This is a genomic window from Ramlibacter sp. JJN2-2R (genome assembly GCF_057747835.1).
In genome coordinates this window covers 2015519-2033241 of record NZ_CM173226.1, presented here as the reverse complement: position 1 = coordinate 2033241, position 17723 = coordinate 2015519, and the positions used below count along the sequence as shown (strand labels likewise).

Annotated in this window: 18 protein-coding genes; 5 read left to right on the top strand and 13 right to left on the bottom strand. The window is 70.2% G+C overall.

Features of this window, described 5'->3' with window-relative positions:
• Positions 1-24 precede the first annotated feature (24 nt).
• A complete protein-coding gene (locus tag AC3ANR_RS10030; protein WP_488291726.1) occupies positions 25-1938 on the bottom strand; it encodes a TOL_0244 family TonB-dependent receptor in 1914 nt (637 codons plus the stop codon).
• A 212-nt stretch (positions 1939-2150) separates the two neighbouring features.
• Between AC3ANR_RS10030 and AC3ANR_RS10025 the strand changes: the two genes are divergently transcribed.
• Entirely contained in the window at positions 2151-2552 is a 402-nt protein-coding gene (locus AC3ANR_RS10025) for a J domain-containing protein (protein ID WP_488291725.1), read from the top strand.
• 10 nt (positions 2553-2562) lie between these two features.
• Here AC3ANR_RS10025 and AC3ANR_RS10020 read toward each other — a convergent pair whose 3' ends face one another.
• The 3 genes from AC3ANR_RS10020 to clpB all read right to left on the bottom strand — a co-directional run bounded on the left by AC3ANR_RS10020 (position 2563) and on the right by clpB (position 6565).
• Complete coding sequence (locus AC3ANR_RS10020; protein WP_488291724.1) at positions 2563-2808, bottom strand: hypothetical protein; 246 nt, start codon at positions 2806-2808, stop codon at positions 2563-2565.
• A gap of 86 nt (positions 2809-2894) precedes the next feature.
• Positions 2895-3875: an acrylyl-CoA reductase (NADPH) gene (acuI, locus tag AC3ANR_RS10015; RefSeq protein ID WP_488291723.1), complete on the bottom strand. Its 981-nt coding sequence runs from the start codon at positions 3873-3875 to the stop codon at positions 2895-2897.
• Positions 3876-3940: 65 nt separating this feature from the next.
• Positions 3941-6565, bottom strand: a complete 2625-nt coding sequence (gene clpB / locus AC3ANR_RS10010; RefSeq protein ID WP_488291722.1) for an ATP-dependent chaperone ClpB — start codon at positions 6563-6565, stop codon at positions 3941-3943.
• Between the two features lie 102 nt (positions 6566-6667).
• Here clpB and AC3ANR_RS10005 point away from each other — a divergent pair, with 102 nt between their 5' ends.
• Entirely contained in the window at positions 6668-7240 is a 573-nt protein-coding gene (locus AC3ANR_RS10005) for a hypothetical protein (RefSeq protein ID WP_488291721.1), read from the top strand.
• Here the strand turns inward: AC3ANR_RS10005 and AC3ANR_RS10000 are convergent.
• Together AC3ANR_RS10000 and AC3ANR_RS09995 are read right to left on the bottom strand one after the other, a co-directional pair.
• Positions 7237-8478: a flavin-dependent oxidoreductase gene (locus tag AC3ANR_RS10000; RefSeq protein WP_488291782.1), complete on the bottom strand. Its 1242-nt coding sequence runs from the start codon at positions 8476-8478 to the stop codon at positions 7237-7239. The two genes, AC3ANR_RS10005 and AC3ANR_RS10000, sit on opposite strands and share 4 nt — an antisense overlap.
• An 8-nt stretch (positions 8479-8486) precedes the next feature.
• Entirely contained in the window at positions 8487-9497 is a 1011-nt protein-coding gene (locus AC3ANR_RS09995; RefSeq protein WP_488291720.1) for a tripartite tricarboxylate transporter substrate binding protein, read from the bottom strand.
• Between the two features lie 59 nt (positions 9498-9556).
• On the opposite strand from AC3ANR_RS09995, the gene AC3ANR_RS09990 reads away from it, so the two are divergent.
• Entirely contained in the window at positions 9557-10051 is a 495-nt protein-coding gene (locus AC3ANR_RS09990) for a MarR family winged helix-turn-helix transcriptional regulator (RefSeq protein ID WP_488291719.1), read from the top strand.
• A 3-nt stretch (positions 10052-10054) separates the two neighbouring features.
• Here AC3ANR_RS09990 and AC3ANR_RS09985 read toward each other — a convergent pair whose 3' ends face one another.
• The 7 genes from AC3ANR_RS09985 to AC3ANR_RS09955 all read right to left on the bottom strand — a co-directional run bounded on the left by AC3ANR_RS09985 (position 10055) and on the right by AC3ANR_RS09955 (position 16572).
• Complete coding sequence (locus AC3ANR_RS09985; protein WP_488291718.1) at positions 10055-10519, bottom strand: molybdenum cofactor biosynthesis protein MoaE; 465 nt, start codon at positions 10517-10519, stop codon at positions 10055-10057.
• A gap of 16 nt (positions 10520-10535) precedes the next feature.
• Complete coding sequence (gene moaD / locus AC3ANR_RS09980; RefSeq protein ID WP_488291717.1) at positions 10536-10787, bottom strand: molybdopterin converting factor subunit 1; 252 nt, start codon at positions 10785-10787, stop codon at positions 10536-10538.
• The gene (locus AC3ANR_RS09975) at positions 10784-12010 is read right to left on the bottom strand and encodes a molybdopterin molybdotransferase MoeA (protein ID WP_488291716.1); all 1227 of its coding nucleotides are present in this window, start codon (positions 12008-12010) and stop codon (positions 10784-10786) included. Before AC3ANR_RS09975 ends, moaD begins: the two co-directional genes overlap by 4 nt.
• Positions 12007-12537 carry a molybdopterin-guanine dinucleotide biosynthesis protein B gene (gene mobB, locus AC3ANR_RS09970; protein ID WP_488291715.1) on the bottom strand — a complete coding sequence of 177 codons (531 nt, stop codon included), beginning with the start codon at positions 12535-12537 and terminating at the stop codon, positions 12007-12009. Before mobB ends, AC3ANR_RS09975 begins: the two co-directional genes overlap by 4 nt.
• Positions 12534-13952, bottom strand: a complete 1419-nt coding sequence (gene thrC, locus AC3ANR_RS09965; RefSeq protein ID WP_488291714.1) for a threonine synthase — start codon at positions 13950-13952, stop codon at positions 12534-12536. The genes mobB and thrC overlap by 4 nt, the downstream gene beginning before the upstream one ends.
• The gene (locus tag AC3ANR_RS09960) at positions 13953-15263 is read right to left on the bottom strand and encodes a homoserine dehydrogenase (RefSeq protein WP_488291713.1); all 1311 of its coding nucleotides are present in this window, start codon (positions 15261-15263) and stop codon (positions 13953-13955) included.
• Positions 15264-15345: 82 nt separating this feature from the next.
• Positions 15346-16572, bottom strand: a complete 1227-nt coding sequence (locus tag AC3ANR_RS09955; protein WP_488291712.1) for a pyridoxal phosphate-dependent aminotransferase — start codon at positions 16570-16572, stop codon at positions 15346-15348.
• A 103-nt stretch (positions 16573-16675) separates the two neighbouring features.
• On the opposite strand from AC3ANR_RS09955, the gene AC3ANR_RS09950 reads away from it, so the two are divergent.
• Positions 16676-17065: an Mth938-like domain-containing protein gene (locus tag AC3ANR_RS09950; protein WP_488291711.1), complete on the top strand. Its 390-nt coding sequence runs from the start codon at positions 16676-16678 to the stop codon at positions 17063-17065.
• A gap of 79 nt (positions 17066-17144) precedes the next feature.
• Entirely contained in the window at positions 17145-17621 is a 477-nt protein-coding gene (locus AC3ANR_RS09945) for a peroxiredoxin (protein WP_488291710.1), read from the top strand.
• The last annotated feature ends 102 nt before the right edge of the window (positions 17622-17723 follow it).

Sequence of the window (17723 nt, the reverse complement as noted above, 5' to 3'; positions counted from 1 at the left end):
CCTGCACGCCGGGGATCATCCGGGTCACAGCCGCCAGGTGGCCTGCAGCAGCACGCGCCGCTCGATCTGGCTGGCCGCGGCCGGCGCCCCGAACTCCACGTGGCGCGGATCGAAGAGGTTGCGCCCGATGATGGCGAGATTGAGCGCCGGCGTGACCTGCAGCGCGTAGCGCGCATCCACGGCCGTGTACGCGGGCACCAGCGGCGCGGGCAGCGCGCCGACGCGCCGCACGAGGACGTCGAACTCGCCGCGGCTGCCGACGTTGAGGCTGGAGCGCAGCGTCCACTGGTTCGTCGGGTCGTTGCCCAGGCCGGAGAAGGAGGTCGTCGCGGGGCTCAAGCCGTGCATGTAGCGCAGGCGCTCGTGCATCGCCAGGTAACCCGCCATCAGGCGCCAGTCCGGCGTCGCCTGCCATTGCGCCCATGCCTCGACGCCCTGCACGGGTCCTTCGACCAGGTTCATCACCGTGGCGGGGGTCCGGCCCGGCAGGCCGGCGCGCAAGCCCTCGAACTGCTGGCGGAACAGCGTCAGGGAATAGTTCAGCCGGCCGCCCAGCTGGCCGCGGTGCCCCAGCTCGAACACGTTCGCCGTCTCGGACCGGAAGCCGGGCCCGCCCGCGATCTGGAACGGCGGCCGGCTGGGAAGGAAGAAATCGCGGTCGATGCGCGAGGGCGCGCGTACGGCGCGCGACACCGAGGCCCAGGTGGTGAACCCGGGCGAGTGCGCCCAGGCCGCGCGCAGGCTGGGCAGCACCTCCAGGCCGGTGTAGCTGTTGCGCTCGAGCTTCACGCCCGCCGTCAGCTGCAACTGCTCGCGCACCGAGACCTGGTACTGCGCGAACAGGTTCGACCAGGTCAGCGTGCGCTCCTCGGGGCTGAAGAGGATCAGGGCGGTCGGGCGGTTGCCGTCACGGGTCTGCTTGTAGCCCGCGCCCCAGAGCAACTCCCCCGCCGGCACCCGCGGCTCGTGCGAGAACTGCACGTCGACCGTGTTTGCGTGCGTGCGGAACAGGTTGGCGTCGTCCCGGTCCACCGTGTCGTAGGAGGCCTGCAACCGGTACGGCGAGCCGTCCTGCAGGCGACTGCTCCAGCGCCCCAGCAGGTTGCCCCCGCGCAGTTCCGGCGCGAAGTTGTTGGCGGGCTGGTCGCCGCCGCGATAGAGGTCGCCCTGCAGCGTGAGCGTGCCCGTGCCGCCGCCGTTCCAGTCGGCGCGGAATCCGGCCTGGTGGCGGCTTGTGGCGTCCGGCCGGAGCGCGCCGCTGGCCAGCCGGGTGTGGCCGCGGTCGACCGCGAGCGCGTAGACGCGCACGTCGGTCGACTCGCCCAGCCGCCCGCCCCAGCGCGCGACCTCCCTGCCGCCCGAGCCGGAGCGCGTGACGGACAGCAGGGTGCCGGCCGACTCGCCCGCGGCGCGGGTGACGACGTTGATGACGCCGTTGACCGCGTTGGCGCCCCACAGCGTGCCGCCCGGGCCGCTGATGACCTCGATGCGGTCCACGTCCTCCAGCACCACGTCGTTGGCGTCCCAGAACACGCCCGCGAACAGGCTCGAGTAGACCGTGCGGCCGTCCACCAGCACCAGCAGCTTGTTGGAGATCGAGTCGTTGAAGCCGCGCGCGCTGATCGCCCATTGCCCCGAGCTCGTCTGCGCCACCTGCAGGTTGGGCGCGAGCCGCAAGGCCTCGGGCAGGCTCATGGCGCCGGAGCGGCGGATGTCCTGGTCGGTGATGACGAAGATGGAGGCGGCCGCCTGCCCGATGCTCTCCGCGCGTCCGGACACCGAGGTCACCTCGATCGAGCCAAGTTCCTCGAGCGTGAGGTCGCCCAGCTGGCGGACCGAGGCCACGACGCTGGCCGCGGCGGGCAACGGCTGTGCTTGCGCGATGGCGGCGGTGCACGACGACAGCAACAACAACAGGGAGACGGAAGACCTGGACATTCGTGCGCGGCTGGAAGCGCGATCGTATGCGTTTCGTTACACGGCCGCGCCGGCAACTCGACAACTGCCGGCCTCGTCCTACAAGTGGTTACCCACCCCGACCCGGCCCGCGAATGTTGCATCGACGCATCTGGCGTTGCACCGGACAGCCTCGACGATTGGCCGCCGCGAGCCCCGAAGCTACACTTTCCGTAGCGCCCCGCACCGCCCCCATGAGCGACTCGCAACCCAGCCACTACGACCTGCTGTCCGTCCCCGCCGACGCGACCCGCGAGGTGCTGCGCACGGCCTATCGCCGCGCGGCGCAGCGGCACCACCCCGACCGCTGCGGCGGCGACCCGGACGCGCAACGGCGGATGGCGGCGATCAACGAGGCGTATGCGGTCCTGTCGCATCCGGAGCGCCGAGCCAGCTACGACCTGTGGCTGCGAGCCCGCCACGCTCGGCGCGTGGCGGAAGTCGCGGCGGCGGCCGCCCGCCCGTCGCGGTTCGCGGCGACCTGGCCGTGGGGCCTGGTGGCGGGCACGGCAGCTTTCGCGCTGCTCACGGTGGGCACGGTGCTGTACAAGACGGCGCTCCCCGCGCTGCTGGTCGCCACGCCGGCGATCCGCTGAGATTCCCCGCTCAACCGAAGCAGCCGCGCGCGAGATGCCGCGCGAAACTGTCGGTCCACGACGCGCCGGGGCTGGCGTCGTACTGCACGGCCGCGTGGTCGTTGACCACGTGCACGCGTCGCAGGCGCTCGCCGCCATCGCAGCCGGCCTCGAATGTCTCGACGCGGAAGGCGCGCGGGTCCTGCCCGTTGGCCAGGATGGCCGCTTCGAAGGCCTGCGCCTCGGGCGCGGGAAGGTCGGTGCGTTGAACGAGCATGGGGAGCCCCTTTCCCGTCCTCAACGCGAGCGCTGCGGCCGCGAGCGACAGGGTCTGCCCCGACGATGCAACGAGCCGCAACAGCCTCAGCCGCGCGTACGGACGACGATGCGCCCGCGCACCTGGCCCGCCATGAGCCGCTGCGCCTGCGCGATCGCCTCGTCGAGGACGATCTCCGTGGTCGCGGCATCGAGCCGCGCGGGGTCGAGGTCGCGGGCGAGCCGCTCCCAAGCCTGTTCTCGCAGGGCCATCGGCGCCATCACGCTGTCGATGCCGAGCAGGCTCACGCCGCGCAGGATGAAGGGCGCCACGGTGGCCGGGAAGTCCATCCCCTGCGCCAGTCCACAGGCGGCGACCGCGCCGCCGTAGCGCGTCTGCGCGCAGGCATTGGCGAGCGTGTGGCTGCCCACGGCATCGACCACGGCGCGCCACCGTTCCTTCTGCAGCGGCTTGCCGGGCGCGGCGAGCTCGGCACGGTCGATGACCTCGGCGGCGCCCAGCTGCCGCAGGTAGCCGGCTTCGCCCGCCTTGCCGGTCGCCGCGACCACGCGGTGACCGAGGCGGGCCAGCAGCGCCACGGCGATCGACCCCACGCCGCCCGTCGCACCCGTGACCAGCACATCGCCCTCGCCCGCGCGCAAGCCATGCCGCTCCAGCGCCAGCACGCAGAGCATCGCGGTGTAGCCGGCCGTGCCGATCGCCATCGCCTGCTTCGCGCTGAAGGCCGCGGGCCGGCGCACCAGCCACTCGCCGCGCAGCCGCGCGCGGCCCGCCAGGCAGCCGGGATGCGTCTCGCCCACCCCGAAGCCGTTGAGGATCACCTCGTCGCCCCGCTTCCAGCGCGGCGACGTGCTCTCGGCCACGGTGCCGGCGCCATCGATGCCGGCCACCATGGGCCAGCGGCGAACGACCGGCGAGCGGTCGGTGATGGCGAGCGCGTCCTTGTAGTTGAGCGTGGAATACGCCACGTCGATGGTGACGTCGCCTTCCGGCAGGAAGTCGTCGCCGACCTCCCGGACGGTGGCGCTGAACTCGGGCGACTTGTCGAGGACCAGGGCAGGAAACATGGCGGCGGCTCCGAAGGCGTTGCGCCGATTCTGCCGCCGGCCGGCCGCGCGCGCCCGCGCCCGCGTCAGGCCGTGGCTTCTTCCGGCGCGGCGGCCCGGGTGCCGCCGAAGTGGAACACGCCGGGCTCGCGCACCGGATCGACCTCGACCGGAATGACGCTCTTGGGCGGGAAGCGGCCCTCCAGGATCAGCTTGGACAGCGGGTTCTCGATGCGCTGCTGGATCGCCCGCTTGAGCGGCCGCGCGCCGAACACCGGATCGAAGCCGACCTTGGCCAGCTCCTCCAGTGCCGCCGGCGAGACCTGCAGCGTGAGGTCCATCTTCGCGAGCCGCTGCTCCAGCACCTTGAGCTGGATCCGGGCGATCTGCGCGATGTGGTCCGCGCCCAGGCCATGGAACACCACCGTCTCGTCGATGCGGTTCAGGAATTCCGGCCGGAAATGGCTCTTCAGCTCGTCCCAGACGGCTTCCTTGACGTCCTCGTACGGCTTGCCGACCATGGCCTGGATCATGTGCGAGCCGATGTTGCTCGTCATCACGATCACCGTGTTCTTGAAGTCCACCGTCCGGCCCTGGCCGTCGGTCAGCCGGCCATCGTCCAACACCTGCAGCAGCACGTTGAACACGTCGTGGTGCGCCTTCTCGACCTCGTCGAGCAGGATCACGCTGTAGGGCTTGCGGCGCACGGCTTCGGTGAGGTAGCCGCCCTCCTCGTACCCCACGTAGCCCGGGGGCGCCCCGATCAGGCGGGCCACCGAGTGCTTTTCCATGAACTCGCTCATGTCGACCCGGATCAGGTGCTCCTCGCTGTCGAACAGGAAGTTCGCCAGCGCCTTGCACAGCTCGGTCTTGCCCACGCCCGTGGGGCCGAGGAACAGGAACGAGCCGGTGGGGCGGTTCGGATCCGACAGGCCCGATCGCGAGCGGCGGATGGCATTGGACACGGCGCTGATTGCCTCGTCCTGGCCCACCACGCGGGTGTGCAGGCGCTCCTCCATGTGCAGCAGCTTCTCGCGCTCGCCCTGCATCAGCTTGGAGACCGGGATGCCGGTGGCGCGCGCCACCACCTCGGCGATCTCCTCGGCGCCGACCTGGGTGCGCAGCAGCTGGGGCTTGCCGCTCTTGCCCTTGGCCGACTCGGCGTCCTGCGCCTCCTTGAGCTGCTTTTCCAGCTGCGGCAGCTTGCCGTACTGCAGCTCGGCGACCTTGTTGAAGTCGGCCTTGCGCTTGAACTCCTCGATCTGGAAGCGGACCTTGTCGATCTCCTCCTTGACCTGGGCGCTGCCCTGGGCAGTGGCCTTCTCGGCCTTCCAGATCTCCTCGAGGTCGGCGATGTCCTTCTGCAGCTTGACGATCTCGTCCTCGATCAGGCCCGCCCGCTTGCGCGACGCCTCGTCCGTTTCCTTCTTCACGGCCTCGCGCTCGATCTTCAGCTGGATCAGGCGCCGGTCGAGGCGGTCGATCGCCTCGGGCTTGGAGTCGATCTCGATCTTGATCTTGGAGGCGGCCTCGTCGATCAGGTCGATGGCCTTGTCGGGCAGGAAGCGGTCGGTGATGTAGCGGTGCGAGAGCTCGGCCGCGGCCACGATGGCCGGGTCGGTGATCTCCACGCCGTGGTGCACCTCGTACTTCTCCTGCAGCCCGCGCAGGATGGCGATGGTGGCCTCGACGGTCGGCTCGCCGACCAGGATCTTCTGGAAGCGGCGCTCGAGCGCGGCGTCCTTCTCGATGTACTTGCGGTACTCGTCCAGCGTGGTGGCGCCGACGCAATGCAGCTCGCCGCGCGCCAGGGCCGGCTTGAGCATGTTGCCCGCGTCCATCGCGCCCTCGGCCTTGCCGGCGCCAACCATGGTGTGCAGCTCGTCGATGAAGACGATGGTCTGGCCCTCGTCCTTGGCCAGTTCGGTGAGCACGTTCTTCAGCCGCTCCTCGAACTCGCCGCGGTACTTGGCGCCGGCCAGCAACGCCGCCATGTCGAGCGACAGCACGCGCTTGTTCTTGAGCGTCTCGGGCACCTCGCCGGCCACGATGCGCTGGGCCAGGCCCTCGACGATGGCGGTCTTGCCCACGCCCGGCTCGCCGATCAGGACCGGGTTGTTCTTGGTGCGGCGCTGCAGCACCTGGATGGCGCGGCGGATCTCCTCGTCGCGGCCGATCACCGGGTCGAGCTTGCCCTGGCGGGCGCGCTCCGTGAGGTCGAGGCAGTATTTCTTGAGCGCCTCGCGCTGCCCCTCGGACTCCGCGCTGTCGACCTTCTGGCCGCCGCGAACGGCGTCCACCGCGGATTCGAGCGACTTGCGCGACAGCCCGTTCTCGCGGGCGATGCGGCCGATGTCCTGCTTGCTGTCGGCCAGCGCCAGCAGGAACAGCTCGCTGGCGATGTATTCGTCGCCCCGCTTGAGCCCTTCCTTCTCGGCGGCCTGCAGGATCGACACCAGGTCGCGGCCGATCTGGACCTGCTCCTGGCCCTGGACCTGCGCGCGGCGGTGCATCGCGGCCTCGGCGCCCGCCAGCAGGCCCGGCACGTTCACGCCGGCGCGCTGCAGCAGCGCGCGCGGGCCGTCCTCCTGGCGCAGCATGGCCACGAGCACGTGCTCGGGCTCGATGTAGGCATGGTCGTTGGCGAGGGCGAGGCTCTGGGCCTCGCCCAGCGCTTCCTGGAACTTGGTGGTGAGCTTGTCGAGTCGCATGGGCGAAATCTCCGTTCCTTCCCGAACTTGGGCTTGGCCACAGGTTTTCAAGGGTCATGTTCCGCCCCGGGCGGCCCGGACGGGCTGACTAAAATCAACCGGATGCAGATCCACCAGCTGTCCGTGAGCTACCAGGCGGAGCAGGACCGCCTGCTGCTCCGGGTGAGCAGCACCGGCGGCGAGGAGATGCGGCTGTGGCTCACCCGGCGCCTGATGCTGGGCCTGTGGCCGCTCATCAGCCGGCTGCAGACCGAGCAGCTGCTCAAGCTGGAAGCGGCCGGCAGCGCGCTGGACGGCGCCGACGAGGAACTGCGCCGCATGCTGGCCGAGTTCCGCAAGGAGGAGTTCCTGCAGCGCGCCGACTTCGACACCCCGTACCAGGACCAGGCCACCCTGCCCTTCGGCGCCGAGCCGCTGCTGGTGACCGACGTCGACGCCTCGTCGCTGTCCGGCGGCCGCACGCGGCTGTCGCTCAACGAGCGCGCATCCGTCGCCGGCGGCGACAAACCGCGGGGGTTCCAGCTGGACCTGGATGCGCGCCTGATGCAGGGCCTGCTGCACCTGCTGGAGCAGGCGCTGGCCCATGCGCAGTGGCGCGAGCCGTTCACCGTGCCCGCGGCCGTGAACGAGGCCGACCCCGCCGAGGGCGGCAGCCGCCCGCGCTACCTGAACTAGCCCGCCGGCGGCGCCGCGACGCTCTCGAGCGAGAAGCCGGCGACGCGCTTGTAGTCGTCCGAGATGCGGCGCAGCTCGTCCTGGCTGATCACGTCGTCCACCGAGCCGGCGAACGGCCTGCCGCCGCTGAGCGCGTCGGCTTTCATGATGATGAAGTCCGGCGGCACGGTGCGGTTGGTCTGCACCACCTTGGCGGTGGGCCCGAGGCGCAGCGCCTCGTAGCGCGCGAGCGCGCCCGCCACGTCGCCCGACGCCAGTTCGGCAGCGAGCACGCGCGCATCGATGAGGGCCTGGGCGGATCCGTTCGAGCCGCGCGGGTACATCGGGTGCGCCGCGTCGCCCAGCAGCGTGACGCGCCCGAACGTCCAGCGCTGCACGGGGTCCCGGTCCACCATCGGGTATTCGAAGACCTGCGACGCGCCGCGGATCAGCGCGGGCACGTCCAGCCAGTCGAAGCGCCAGTCGTCGAACAGGCCGACGAAGTCCTCGGGCGAGCCGCCCCGGTTCCAGTCGTTCATCGCCGCGCCGGGGCGCTGGATCTCCGCGACCCAGTTCACCAGCTGGTTGCCCTGGCCGTCGACGTTGTCCACGATCGGGTAGATGACCATCTTGCCGGTCTCGATCGAGCCGATGCGCAGGTAGCTCTTGCCGGTCAGGATGGGCCGGTGCACGGTGACGCCGCGCCAGGTGTTGATGCCGGCGAAGGCGAGCTGCTCGCCGGGATAGAACTGCCGCCGCAGCGCCGAGTTCACGCCGTCGCAGGCGATCAGGGCGTCGGCGCGCGCGGCGGCGTGCATCTGGCCGCTGCTGGACTGCAGGCGCAGCGTGACGCCGCCCGCATCCTGCTCGGCGCCGACGCAGCGGTGGTCCAGGTGCAGCGCGGCCGGCCCGAGCCGCTGCAGCACGGCTTCGAACAGGATGCGGTGCAGCTTGCCGCGGTGGATGCCGATCTCGGGCAGCGGGTAACCCGCGTGGCGGCCCCGCGGCTCGCGGTAGACGTACTGTCCCCAGCGGTTGAAGAACACGCTCTCCAGGTTCTCGATGCCTTCGGCAACGATCGCGTCCTGCAGGCCGAGCGCGGCGAGCTCGCGCATGGCATGCGGTAGCAGCGTGATGCCCACGCCGATCTCCCGCACCTCGGGAACCGCTTCATAGATGTCGCAGGCGATGCCGCGCTGGTGCAGGGCCAGCGCCAGGGCCAGCCCGCCGATGCCGCCGCCGGCGATGGCGATACGCAGGTCGGAGTTCACTCTGCCGTGATCCCCTGCGCCTTGATCAGGGCGGCCCAGCGATTGGCGTCCTGTTCCACGAGGCGGCGAAATTCCTCGGGCGTGCTGCCGGCGGGGTCCATCCCCTGGGTCTCGAACGCGGTGCGCACCTCGGGCAGCAGCAGGATGTCGCGCACCTCGCGATTGAGGCGCGCGACGTCATCCGGCTTGGTCCCGGGCGGCGCGAAGATGCCGTACCACATGGCCACGTTCACGTCGCCGGCCTTCGCTTCGGCCAGCGTGGGCACCTGCGGCAGCAGCGGATGGCGCTTGTCGCTGCCGATGCCCAGCGCGACCAGCCGGCCCGACTTGACGTGCGGCAGCGCCACGTGGATGGGCAGGAACATCAGCTCGATCTGGCCGCCGAGCAGGTCGGTCACCGCGGGGGCGGAGCCCCGGTACGGGATGTGGGTGAGGAACACGTCGTTGGTCGACTTGAGCAGCTCCATCGCCAGGTGGTGCGGCGTTCCCACGCCCGGGCTGGCGTAGTTGATCTTGCCGGGGCGGGCCTTCGCGTCGCGCAGCAGGTCGGCCGCGCTGTGCCAGCCCGCGGCCGGGTTGGCCACCAGCAGCAGCTGCCCCCAGCTGGTCAGCGTCACGGGCACGAGGTCCTTGACGGGGTCGAACGGCAGCTTGGGGTAGAGGCTGCGGTTCATCACCAGCGTGTTCACGCTCACCAGCAGCGTGCTGCCGTTGGCTGGTGCGCGGACGACGGCTTCGGTGCCGATGTTGCCGGAGGCGCCCGCGCGGTTGTCCACCACGACGGGGCGGCCCAGGCGCTCGCCGAGCTTGGGCCCCACGGTGCGCGCGATCAGGTCGATGCCGGTGCCCGGCGTGAAGGGAACGATCAGGCGAAGGGGCGTCGACGCGCCGGCGGCGGGCTGCTGTGCCAGGCCGAGCAGGGGCGCGAACGCGCCCAGCGCCACCAGCGCGCGGCGCCGGACCGCGCCGGGCGCGGCTTGCTCATCATGTGTTTGCATGCTAACCATTATCAGAGGGGGGCGTCCCATGCACAATCCATGGATTCCCTAGCGCACGACGACCACCCTTGCCCGCCGCCAAGCCCCGCCCCGCCACCCTCTCGCGCCTGTACGCCCGGCCCGGATTCCTGCTTCGCCGCGCCCACCAGATCTCGGCCGCGGTGTTCGAGGACGAGTGCCGCGCATTGCAGCTCACGCCCGCGCAGTTCGGCGTGCTGACCGTGCTGGAAGCGCATCCCGGACTCGGCCAGTCGACGCTGGCGCGCGCGCTCGGCTTCGACAAGGTGACGGTGCTGCGCGTCCTGCGCGGGCTGGAGGCACGCGGGCTGGTCGAGCGGCAGGTGGACAGCGGCCGGCGCCAGGTTTCGGTGTCGCTGACGACCGAGGGCACCGCGTTGCTGGAGCAGGCGCAGCAGCCCGCCGAGAAGGCCTACCGCCGCCTGATGGCCCCGCTGGATCGCGCGCAGCAGCAGCAGTTGATCGGCCTGCTGCAACTGCTGACCGGCGAGCTGGAGGACGATGCCCGGGCGGCGTTCGTTCCGCCCCAGGGCAACGGCGGTTGAGGCTCAGCCGGCGTTGCCGGCCTGGATGCCCCAGCGGGCCAGCGCGGCGTCGTCGCTGACGCGCGCATCCACCCAGTGCTCGCCCTGCGGGGTGCGCTCCTTCTTCCAGAACGGCGCCTGCGTCTTGAGGTAGTCCATCAGGAATTCGCAGGCCTGGAAGCTCTGGCCCCGGTGCGCGGACGTCACCGCCACCAGCACGATCTGCTCGCCCGGGCGCAGCAGGCCGACGCGGTGGACGACGCGGGCGCCGAAGATGTCGAAGCGGCGGTGCGCCTCGTCGACCATCGACTCGATCGAACTCTCGGTCATGCCGGGGTAGTGCTCCAGCTCCATGTCGAGCACGTCGCCCTCGCCCGCGCCACCGCGCACGGTGCCCACGAAGCTGCAGACGGCGCCGACGCGGTGGTCGCCCGCGCGCAGGCGAGCCAGCTCCTCGCCGACGTCGAAGTCGGCCTGCTGGATGGTCACGCGCGGCGCGGCCACCTCAGCCCCCGGTGACGGGCGGGAAGAAGGCGACCTCGCAGCCGTCGCGAAGCGCGGCGTCGTCGGTGGCCATGACCTGGTCCAGCGCCATGCGCACGGCGCGCCCCGGCGCCAGGGCCTGGGCATACGGCTCGCCGAGCGCGACGAGTTCGGCGCGCAACGCCTGCAGCGTGGTGGCGCCCGTCTCGCGCTGCTCGCTGCCGCGGCCGAGCGCCTCGCGCACGGAGGCGAAGTAGCGCAGCGTGACCTTCATGCCAGCAGCTCCGCGAACGGCAGGAACCGGACCGCGTCGCCGCGGGCGATGGCCTGCCCCGGGGGGTTGTCGACCAGGCCGTCGGCCCACACGGCCGAGGTGAGGACGCCCGAACTCTGGTTCGGGAACAGGGCCAGCCCGCCATCCGCGTCGCGCCGCACGCGCAGGAATTCGCGTCGCCTGTCGGGGCGCTTCCAGTCGAAGTGCGCGGGCATCCGGATGGCGGCCGGCTCGAGCCGGGTCGCGCCCTGCAGCTGCAACAGGAAGGGGCGCACCAGCAGCAGGAAGGTGACGAAGCTGGACACCGGGTTGCCCGGCAGCCCGATGAAGTGCGCCTCGCCCACCCGGCCGTGCGCGAACGGCTTGCCCGGCTTCATCGCCACCTGCCACAGGTCGAGCGAGCCGAGCTGCTCGACCGCCGGCTTGATGTGGTCTTCCTCGCCCACCGAGACGCCGCCGCTGGTGAGGATCAGGTCGTGCGCGGCCGCCGCGCCGCGCAGCGCCGCCACGGTGGCGTCGCGCCGGTCGGGCACGATGCCCAGGTCGCTCACCTCGCAGCCGCAGCGGGCGAGCAGCTGGCGCAGGAAGAACCGGTTGGAGTTGTAGATCGCCCCAGGCGGCATCTGCTCGGGCGGCACGGTGCCCGGCATCACGAGCTCGTCGCCGGTGGAGAACAGCGCCACCCGCGGGCGACGGGCGACGCGCAGGCGGTCGCGCCCGATGCCGGCGGCCAGGCCGCAGGCGGCCGGGCCGAGCCGCTCGCCGCGACTCAGCACGACGGCGCCGCGCGTGACGTCCTCGCCGCTGCGGCGGATCCACTGGCCGGGGTCGGGCAGGCGCAGGATGCGGACTTCGCCGTCGGCGAGCGTCTCGGTGTCTTCCTGCATCACGATGGCGTCGGCCCCCTCGGGCACGGGCGCGCCGGTGAAGATGCGCGCGATCGTGCCCGGCTGCAGCGGCTGCGCGGCCTGTCCCGCCGGGATGCGCTGGCTCACCGGCAACGCCACGCCCTCGTCGGCGAGCTCGGCGCGGCGCACGGCGTAGCCGTCCATGGAGCTGTTGTCCTGCGGCGGCACCTGCAGCGGCGCGACCAGGTCCTCGGCCAGCACACGGCCGTCCGCCTCGAAGGTCGGCACCTCCTCGGCCTGCTGCAACGGGTGCGCGCGGGCGAGCAGGTCGGCCAGGGCATCGTCCAGCGGACGCAGCGGCGGGCGGGCACTCACGCGTAGATCTCCGGTCGGTATTCGAACCGGTCGCCATTGTCGGTCAGCCACGCGGCCACCGCCTCGGCGTCGTTGAGGTCCAGCACGGGCCTGAGGGTCTCCACGGGAACGGCCGGCTGGTCGGTGGCGATCGCCACCACGAAGTCGTCGTCGGGATAGCGCACGCCGGCGCCGGCCTGGGCCCGCCAGACCTCGACCTTGAGCAGGTTGCTGCTCTTGAACCCTTCGACCAGCACCCAGTCGACGCCGTCGTACAGCTCGGCCAGCAGGTGGTGCACCGAGAGTTCGGCCGGCCGCTCGAACTCGCGCATCAGCGCGAAGCGGCGGTTGGAGGCGACGACGACCTCGAACGCGCCGGCCTGGCGGTGCCGCCAGGTGTCCTTGCCCGGCTGGTCGATGTCGAAGTTGTGGTGCGCGTGCTTGGCCACGGACACGCGCAGTCCGCGCGCCTTGAGCGCGGGAATCAGGCGCTCGATCAGCGTGGTCTTGCCCGAGCCGGAATAGCCGGCGAAACCGACGACCTTCATTGCGTGCAGTGGGCGGCGATGTAGGCCTTGACCTGCCCGGCGTCGGCGGGCAGCACCGTGACGCGCTTGGGCAGCAGCTCGATGCCCTCGAAGCGCGCAGGCCGCTCAGGTTCGCGGCCGAGCGCCTCGACGATGGTGGCGGCGAACTTCACCGGCAGCGCGGTCTCGAGCACCAGCATCGGCACGCCCGGCTGCAGGTGCCGGCGGGCGACCTTCAGGCCGTCGGCGGTGTGCGTGTCGACCATGACGTGCAGCCGCTCCCAGGTGTCGCGGATGGTGGCCACCCGGTCCGCGTGCGTGCTGCGGCCGCTGGCGAAGCCGAAACGGCGCGCCGCATCGGCGAAAGCGGGATGGCGCGAGAGGTCGAAGCGGCCGTGGCGCGCGAGGTCGTCCTCGAACAGGCGGCGCGTGGCCGCGGCGTCGCGGCCCAGCAGGTCGAACACGAAGCGCTCGAAGTTGCTGGCCTTGCTGATGTCCATCGAGGGGCTGGAGGTCTCGTGCGTGTCGGCCCCCGAGCGCACCCGGTACACGCCGGTGCGGAAGAACTCGTCGAGCACGTCGTTCTCGTTGGTGGCCAGCACCAGCCGCTCGATCGGCAGGCCCATCATGCGCGCGACGTGGCCGGCGCAGATGTTGCCGAAGTTGCCCGACGGGACGGCGAAGCTCACGCGCTGGCCGTTGTCGTCGGTCGCCTGGAAGTAGCCGGCGAAGTAGTAGACCACCTGGGCCACGAGCCGCGCCCAGTTGATCGAGTTGACCGTCCCGATGCGGTAGCGACGCTTGAAGTCGAGGTCGTTGGACACCGCCTTGACGATGTCCTGGCAGTCGTCGAACACGCCCTGGATCGCCAGGTTGTGGATGTTGGCGTCCTGCAGGCTGAACATCTGCGCCTGCTGGAACGGGCTCATGCGGCCGTGCGGCGAGGTCATGAACACCCGCACCCCCTGCTTGCCGCGCATGGCGTACTCGGCGGCGCTGCCCGTGTCGCCCGACGTCGCGCCGAGGATGTTCAACTGCTCGCCGCGCCGGCCCAGCTCGTACTCGAACAGGTTGCCCAGCAGCTGCATCGCCATGTCCTTGAAGGCGAGCGTCGGCCCGTTGGACAGCGCCTCCAGGAACAGCCCGTCCTCCAGCCGCCTGAGCGGCACGATCGCGGGCGTGCCGAACACATCGGCGGTGTACGTCTTCGCACAGATGGCGCGCAGGTCGTCGGCCGGGATGTCGTCGATGTAGAGCGACAGGATCTCGAACGCGAGCTCATGGTACGGCAGGCCGCGCCAGCGCGCGAGCTGCCCGGCGTCCACGCGCGGGTAGCGCTCGGGAAGGTACAGGCCGCCGTCGGGCGCGAGCCCCTCCAGCAGGATCTCGCAGAAACGCTTGCGGTCCGGATGGCCCCGCGTGGACAGGTACAGCATCTAGGACAGTTCTTCCTTGCGGATGCGAATCACCGGCGCCAGCACCGTCGGCAGCTTCTGCATCTGCGCCAGCACGTCGTTCATCGTGCCTTCGCGCACGCCGTGCGTGAGGATGATGAGGTCGGTCTGCTTCTCGCCTTCGCCGGCCTCGCGCTGGAGCATCGCGTCGACCGAGATGCCGGCATTGGCCAGCAGGCCCGTCACCTGGGCCAGCACGCCGGCCTGGTCGGCCACGCGCAGGCGCAGGTAGTAGCTGGTGACGACCTCGGACATGGGCAGCACCGGCTGGTCGCTCATCTGGTCGGGCTGGAACGCCAGGTGGGGCACGCGGTGCGCGGCGTCGACCGTGTGCAGGCGGGTGACGTCGACCAGGTCGGCGATCACGGCGCTGGCCGTCGGCTCGCTGCCGGCGCCCTTGCCGTAGTACAGCGTGGCGCCCACGGCGTCGGCCTGCACCACCACCGCGTTCATCGCGCCCTCGACATTGGCGATCAGCCGCTTGGCCGGCACCAGGCTGGGGTGCACGCGCAGCTCGATGCCCTTGGCCACCCGCTTGGTGATGCCCAGCAGCTTGATGCGGTAGCCCAGCTGCTCGGCATAGCGGATGTCCTGCGCGGCGAGGTTGGTGATGCCTTCGACGTAGGCCTTGTCGAACTGCACCGGGATGCCGAACGCGATGGCGCTCATGATCGTGACCTTGTGGGCCGCGTCGATGCCCTCGATGTCGAACGTGGGATCGGCTTCCGCGTAGCCCAGGCGCTGCGCCTCCTTCAGCACCGTGTCGAAGTCCAGGCCCTTGTCCCGCATCTCCGACAGGATGAAGTTGGTGGTGCCGTTGATGATGCCGGCGATCCACTGGATGCGGTTGGCCGTCAGGCCCTCGCGCAGCGCCTTGATGATCGGGATGCCGCCGGCCACGGCCGCCTCGAAGGCGACCATCACGCCGCGCTGGTGCGCGGCGGCGAAGATCTCGGTGCCGTGCACCGCCAGCAGGGCCTTGTTGGCGGTGACCACGTGCTTGCCGGCGGCGATGGCTTCCATCACCAGCTGGCGGGCGATGCCGTAGCCGCCGATCAGTTCGACCACGATGTCGATGTCGGGATTGGCGATGACCTCGCGGGCGTCCTTGACGACGCGGACACCGTCGCCGACCACGGCGCGGGCGCGCTCGGTGTCGAGGTCCGCGACCATGGCGATCTCGATGCCGCGGCCGGCGCGGCGCTGGATCTCCTGCTGGTTGCGCTGGAGGACGTTGAAGACGCCGCTGCCGACGGTGCCGATGCCCAGCAGGCCGACCTGGATCGGTTTCATCTTGCCTCCCGGCGAGCCGCCCGAGGGAAGGATGGCGCCCTGGCGACGGGCAGCGAAGACGCGAAAGACGGAGCGTGGGGGCTCATGAAGAATGACGCTTGCGGTAGTTGTCGAGGAAGCGCGCGATGCGGCCGATGGCCTCGCGCAGGTCGTCCTCGTGCGGGAGGAACACGATGCGGAAGTGCTGGTTGTCCGGATAGTTGAAGCCCGAGCCCTGGACCAGCATGACGCGGGTCTCCTGCAGCAGCTCGAGGAAGAACTGGCGGTCGTCGTGGATCGGGTACAGCTTCGGGTCCAGCCGCGGAAACATGTACAGCGCCGCCTGCGGCCTGGCGCAGGTGACGCCGGGAATGGCGGTGATCAGCTCGTAAGCGAGGTCGCGCTGGCGGCGCAGGCGCCCGCCGGGGGCGATCAGCTCGTTGATGCTCTGGTAGCCGCCCAGCGCCGTCTGGATGGCGTACTGGCCCGGCACGTTGGCGCACAGGCGCATGTTCGAGAGCATGTTCAGGCCCTCGATGTAGTCGGCCGCCGCCCGCCGGTCGCCCGACACCACCAGCCAGCCCGCGCGGTAGCCGCACGAACGATAGCTCTTGGACAGCGAGTTGAAGGTGAGCGTCAGCACGTCCTCCGACAGGCTGGCGATCGCCGTGTGCTTCACGTCGTCGTACAGGACCTTGTCGTAGACCTCGTCGGCCAGGATCACCAGCCCGTGCTCGCGCGCGATGCCCACGATCTCGCGCAGCAGCTCGTCCGAGTAGAGCGCGCCGGTCGGGTTGTTCGGGTTGATGACGACGATGCCCTTGGTGTGCGGCGTGATCTTGCTGCGCAGGTCCTGCAGGTCGGGCATCCAGCCATTGGCCTCGTCGCAACGGTAGTGGACGGGCGAGCCACCCGACAGGCTGGTGGCCGCCGTCCACAGCGGGTAGTCCGGGGACGGCAGCAGCAGCTCGTCGCCGTCGTTGAGCAGGGCATTGGTGGCCATCGCGATCAGCTCGCTGGCGCCGTTGCCCAGGTAGATGTCGTCGAGCGTGACGCCCTTGATGCCCTGCTGCTGGGTGTAGTGCATCACCGCCTTGCGGGCCGCGAAGATGCCCTTGCTGTCGGTATACCCGGCCGAGTTGGCCAGGTTGCGGATCATGTCCTGCTGGATTTCCTCGGGGGCGTCGAAGCCGAACACGGCGAGGTTGCCGATGTTCAGCTTGATGATCTTGTGCCCCTCCTCTTCCATCTGCCGGGCCGCGTCCATGATCGGCCCGCGGATGTCGTACAGCACATTGGCGAGCTTGGCGGATTTCTGGACGGTTTTCAAAGCCCCTCCTGCAGCGGCGTGTCAAGGGTGAAACCTATAATTTGACCATAGTTCCGTTGGGCTTCTTCCGTCTCGCGAGCCCTCTTTTTCGCCCTCTTCCCGCATGAAGCTCCAGCCCGACCAGTTCGACGTGCAAGCCATCACCGGCTACGGCCCCGGTTGGGTCGGCGTGGGGACCGACCGCATCACCCACAGCGTGATCATCGGCTCGCGCGGCGAGCGCCTCGACTGGCACTCCGGCTCGTTCGACGACCTCGGCCAGGAGCACTTCACCCGTTTGGCCGATCTGCGTCCCGAAGTGGTGATTTTCGGCAGTGGCGGCCGCATCCGGTTTCCGCGCGCAGCGTGGCTGCGCCCCCTCGTGGAACTGGGGATCGGCCTCGAGACGATGGACACCGCGGCGGCCTGCCGCACCTACAACATCCTGGCCCAGGAGGGCCGCCACGTCGCCGCCGCGCTGCTGCTGGAGCCCCCGCGCCGCAGCGGGGATTAAGGTAAAATCCCAGGTCGCGGCCCGGCCCCCGCGCCCGCCCAGCAACGACCAACCCCTGTCACACGAGATACAAGAATCCATGGCGATCGTTGTCAACAAGCCCATTCCCGAATTCGAAGCGAACGCCACGGGTGGCATCAAGGTCAGCAACACCTCGCATCTGGGCCACATCCTCGTCCTGTACTTCTATCCGAAGGACAACACGCCGGGCTGCACGACCGAGGCCATGCAGTTCCGTGACAAGTACAAGGACTTCGTGAAGGCGGGCGCCACGGTGTTCGGGGTCTCGCGCGACAACATGAAGTCGCACGACGACTTCAAGGCCAAGCTGGAGCTGCCCTTCGAGCTGATCGCCGACACCGAGGAAAAGATGTGCCACATGTTCGGCGTGGTCAAGAACAAGATCATGTACGGCAAGAAGGTCAAGGGCATCGAGCGCAGCACGTTCCTGATCGGCGCCGACGGCATCCTCAAGCAGGAATGGCGCGGCCTGAAGGTTCCAGGCCACGTCGACGAGGTCCTCAAGGCCGTCAAGCTGCTGAAGAAGGCCGCCTGAGCGGCGTGACGCCTGCCAGCAACAGCAAGCAACGGTTGCCCGGCGCGACTGGAGCGTCGTGTATCATGAATTCATGCTGTTGATCCTGACGCACGGCGTCGT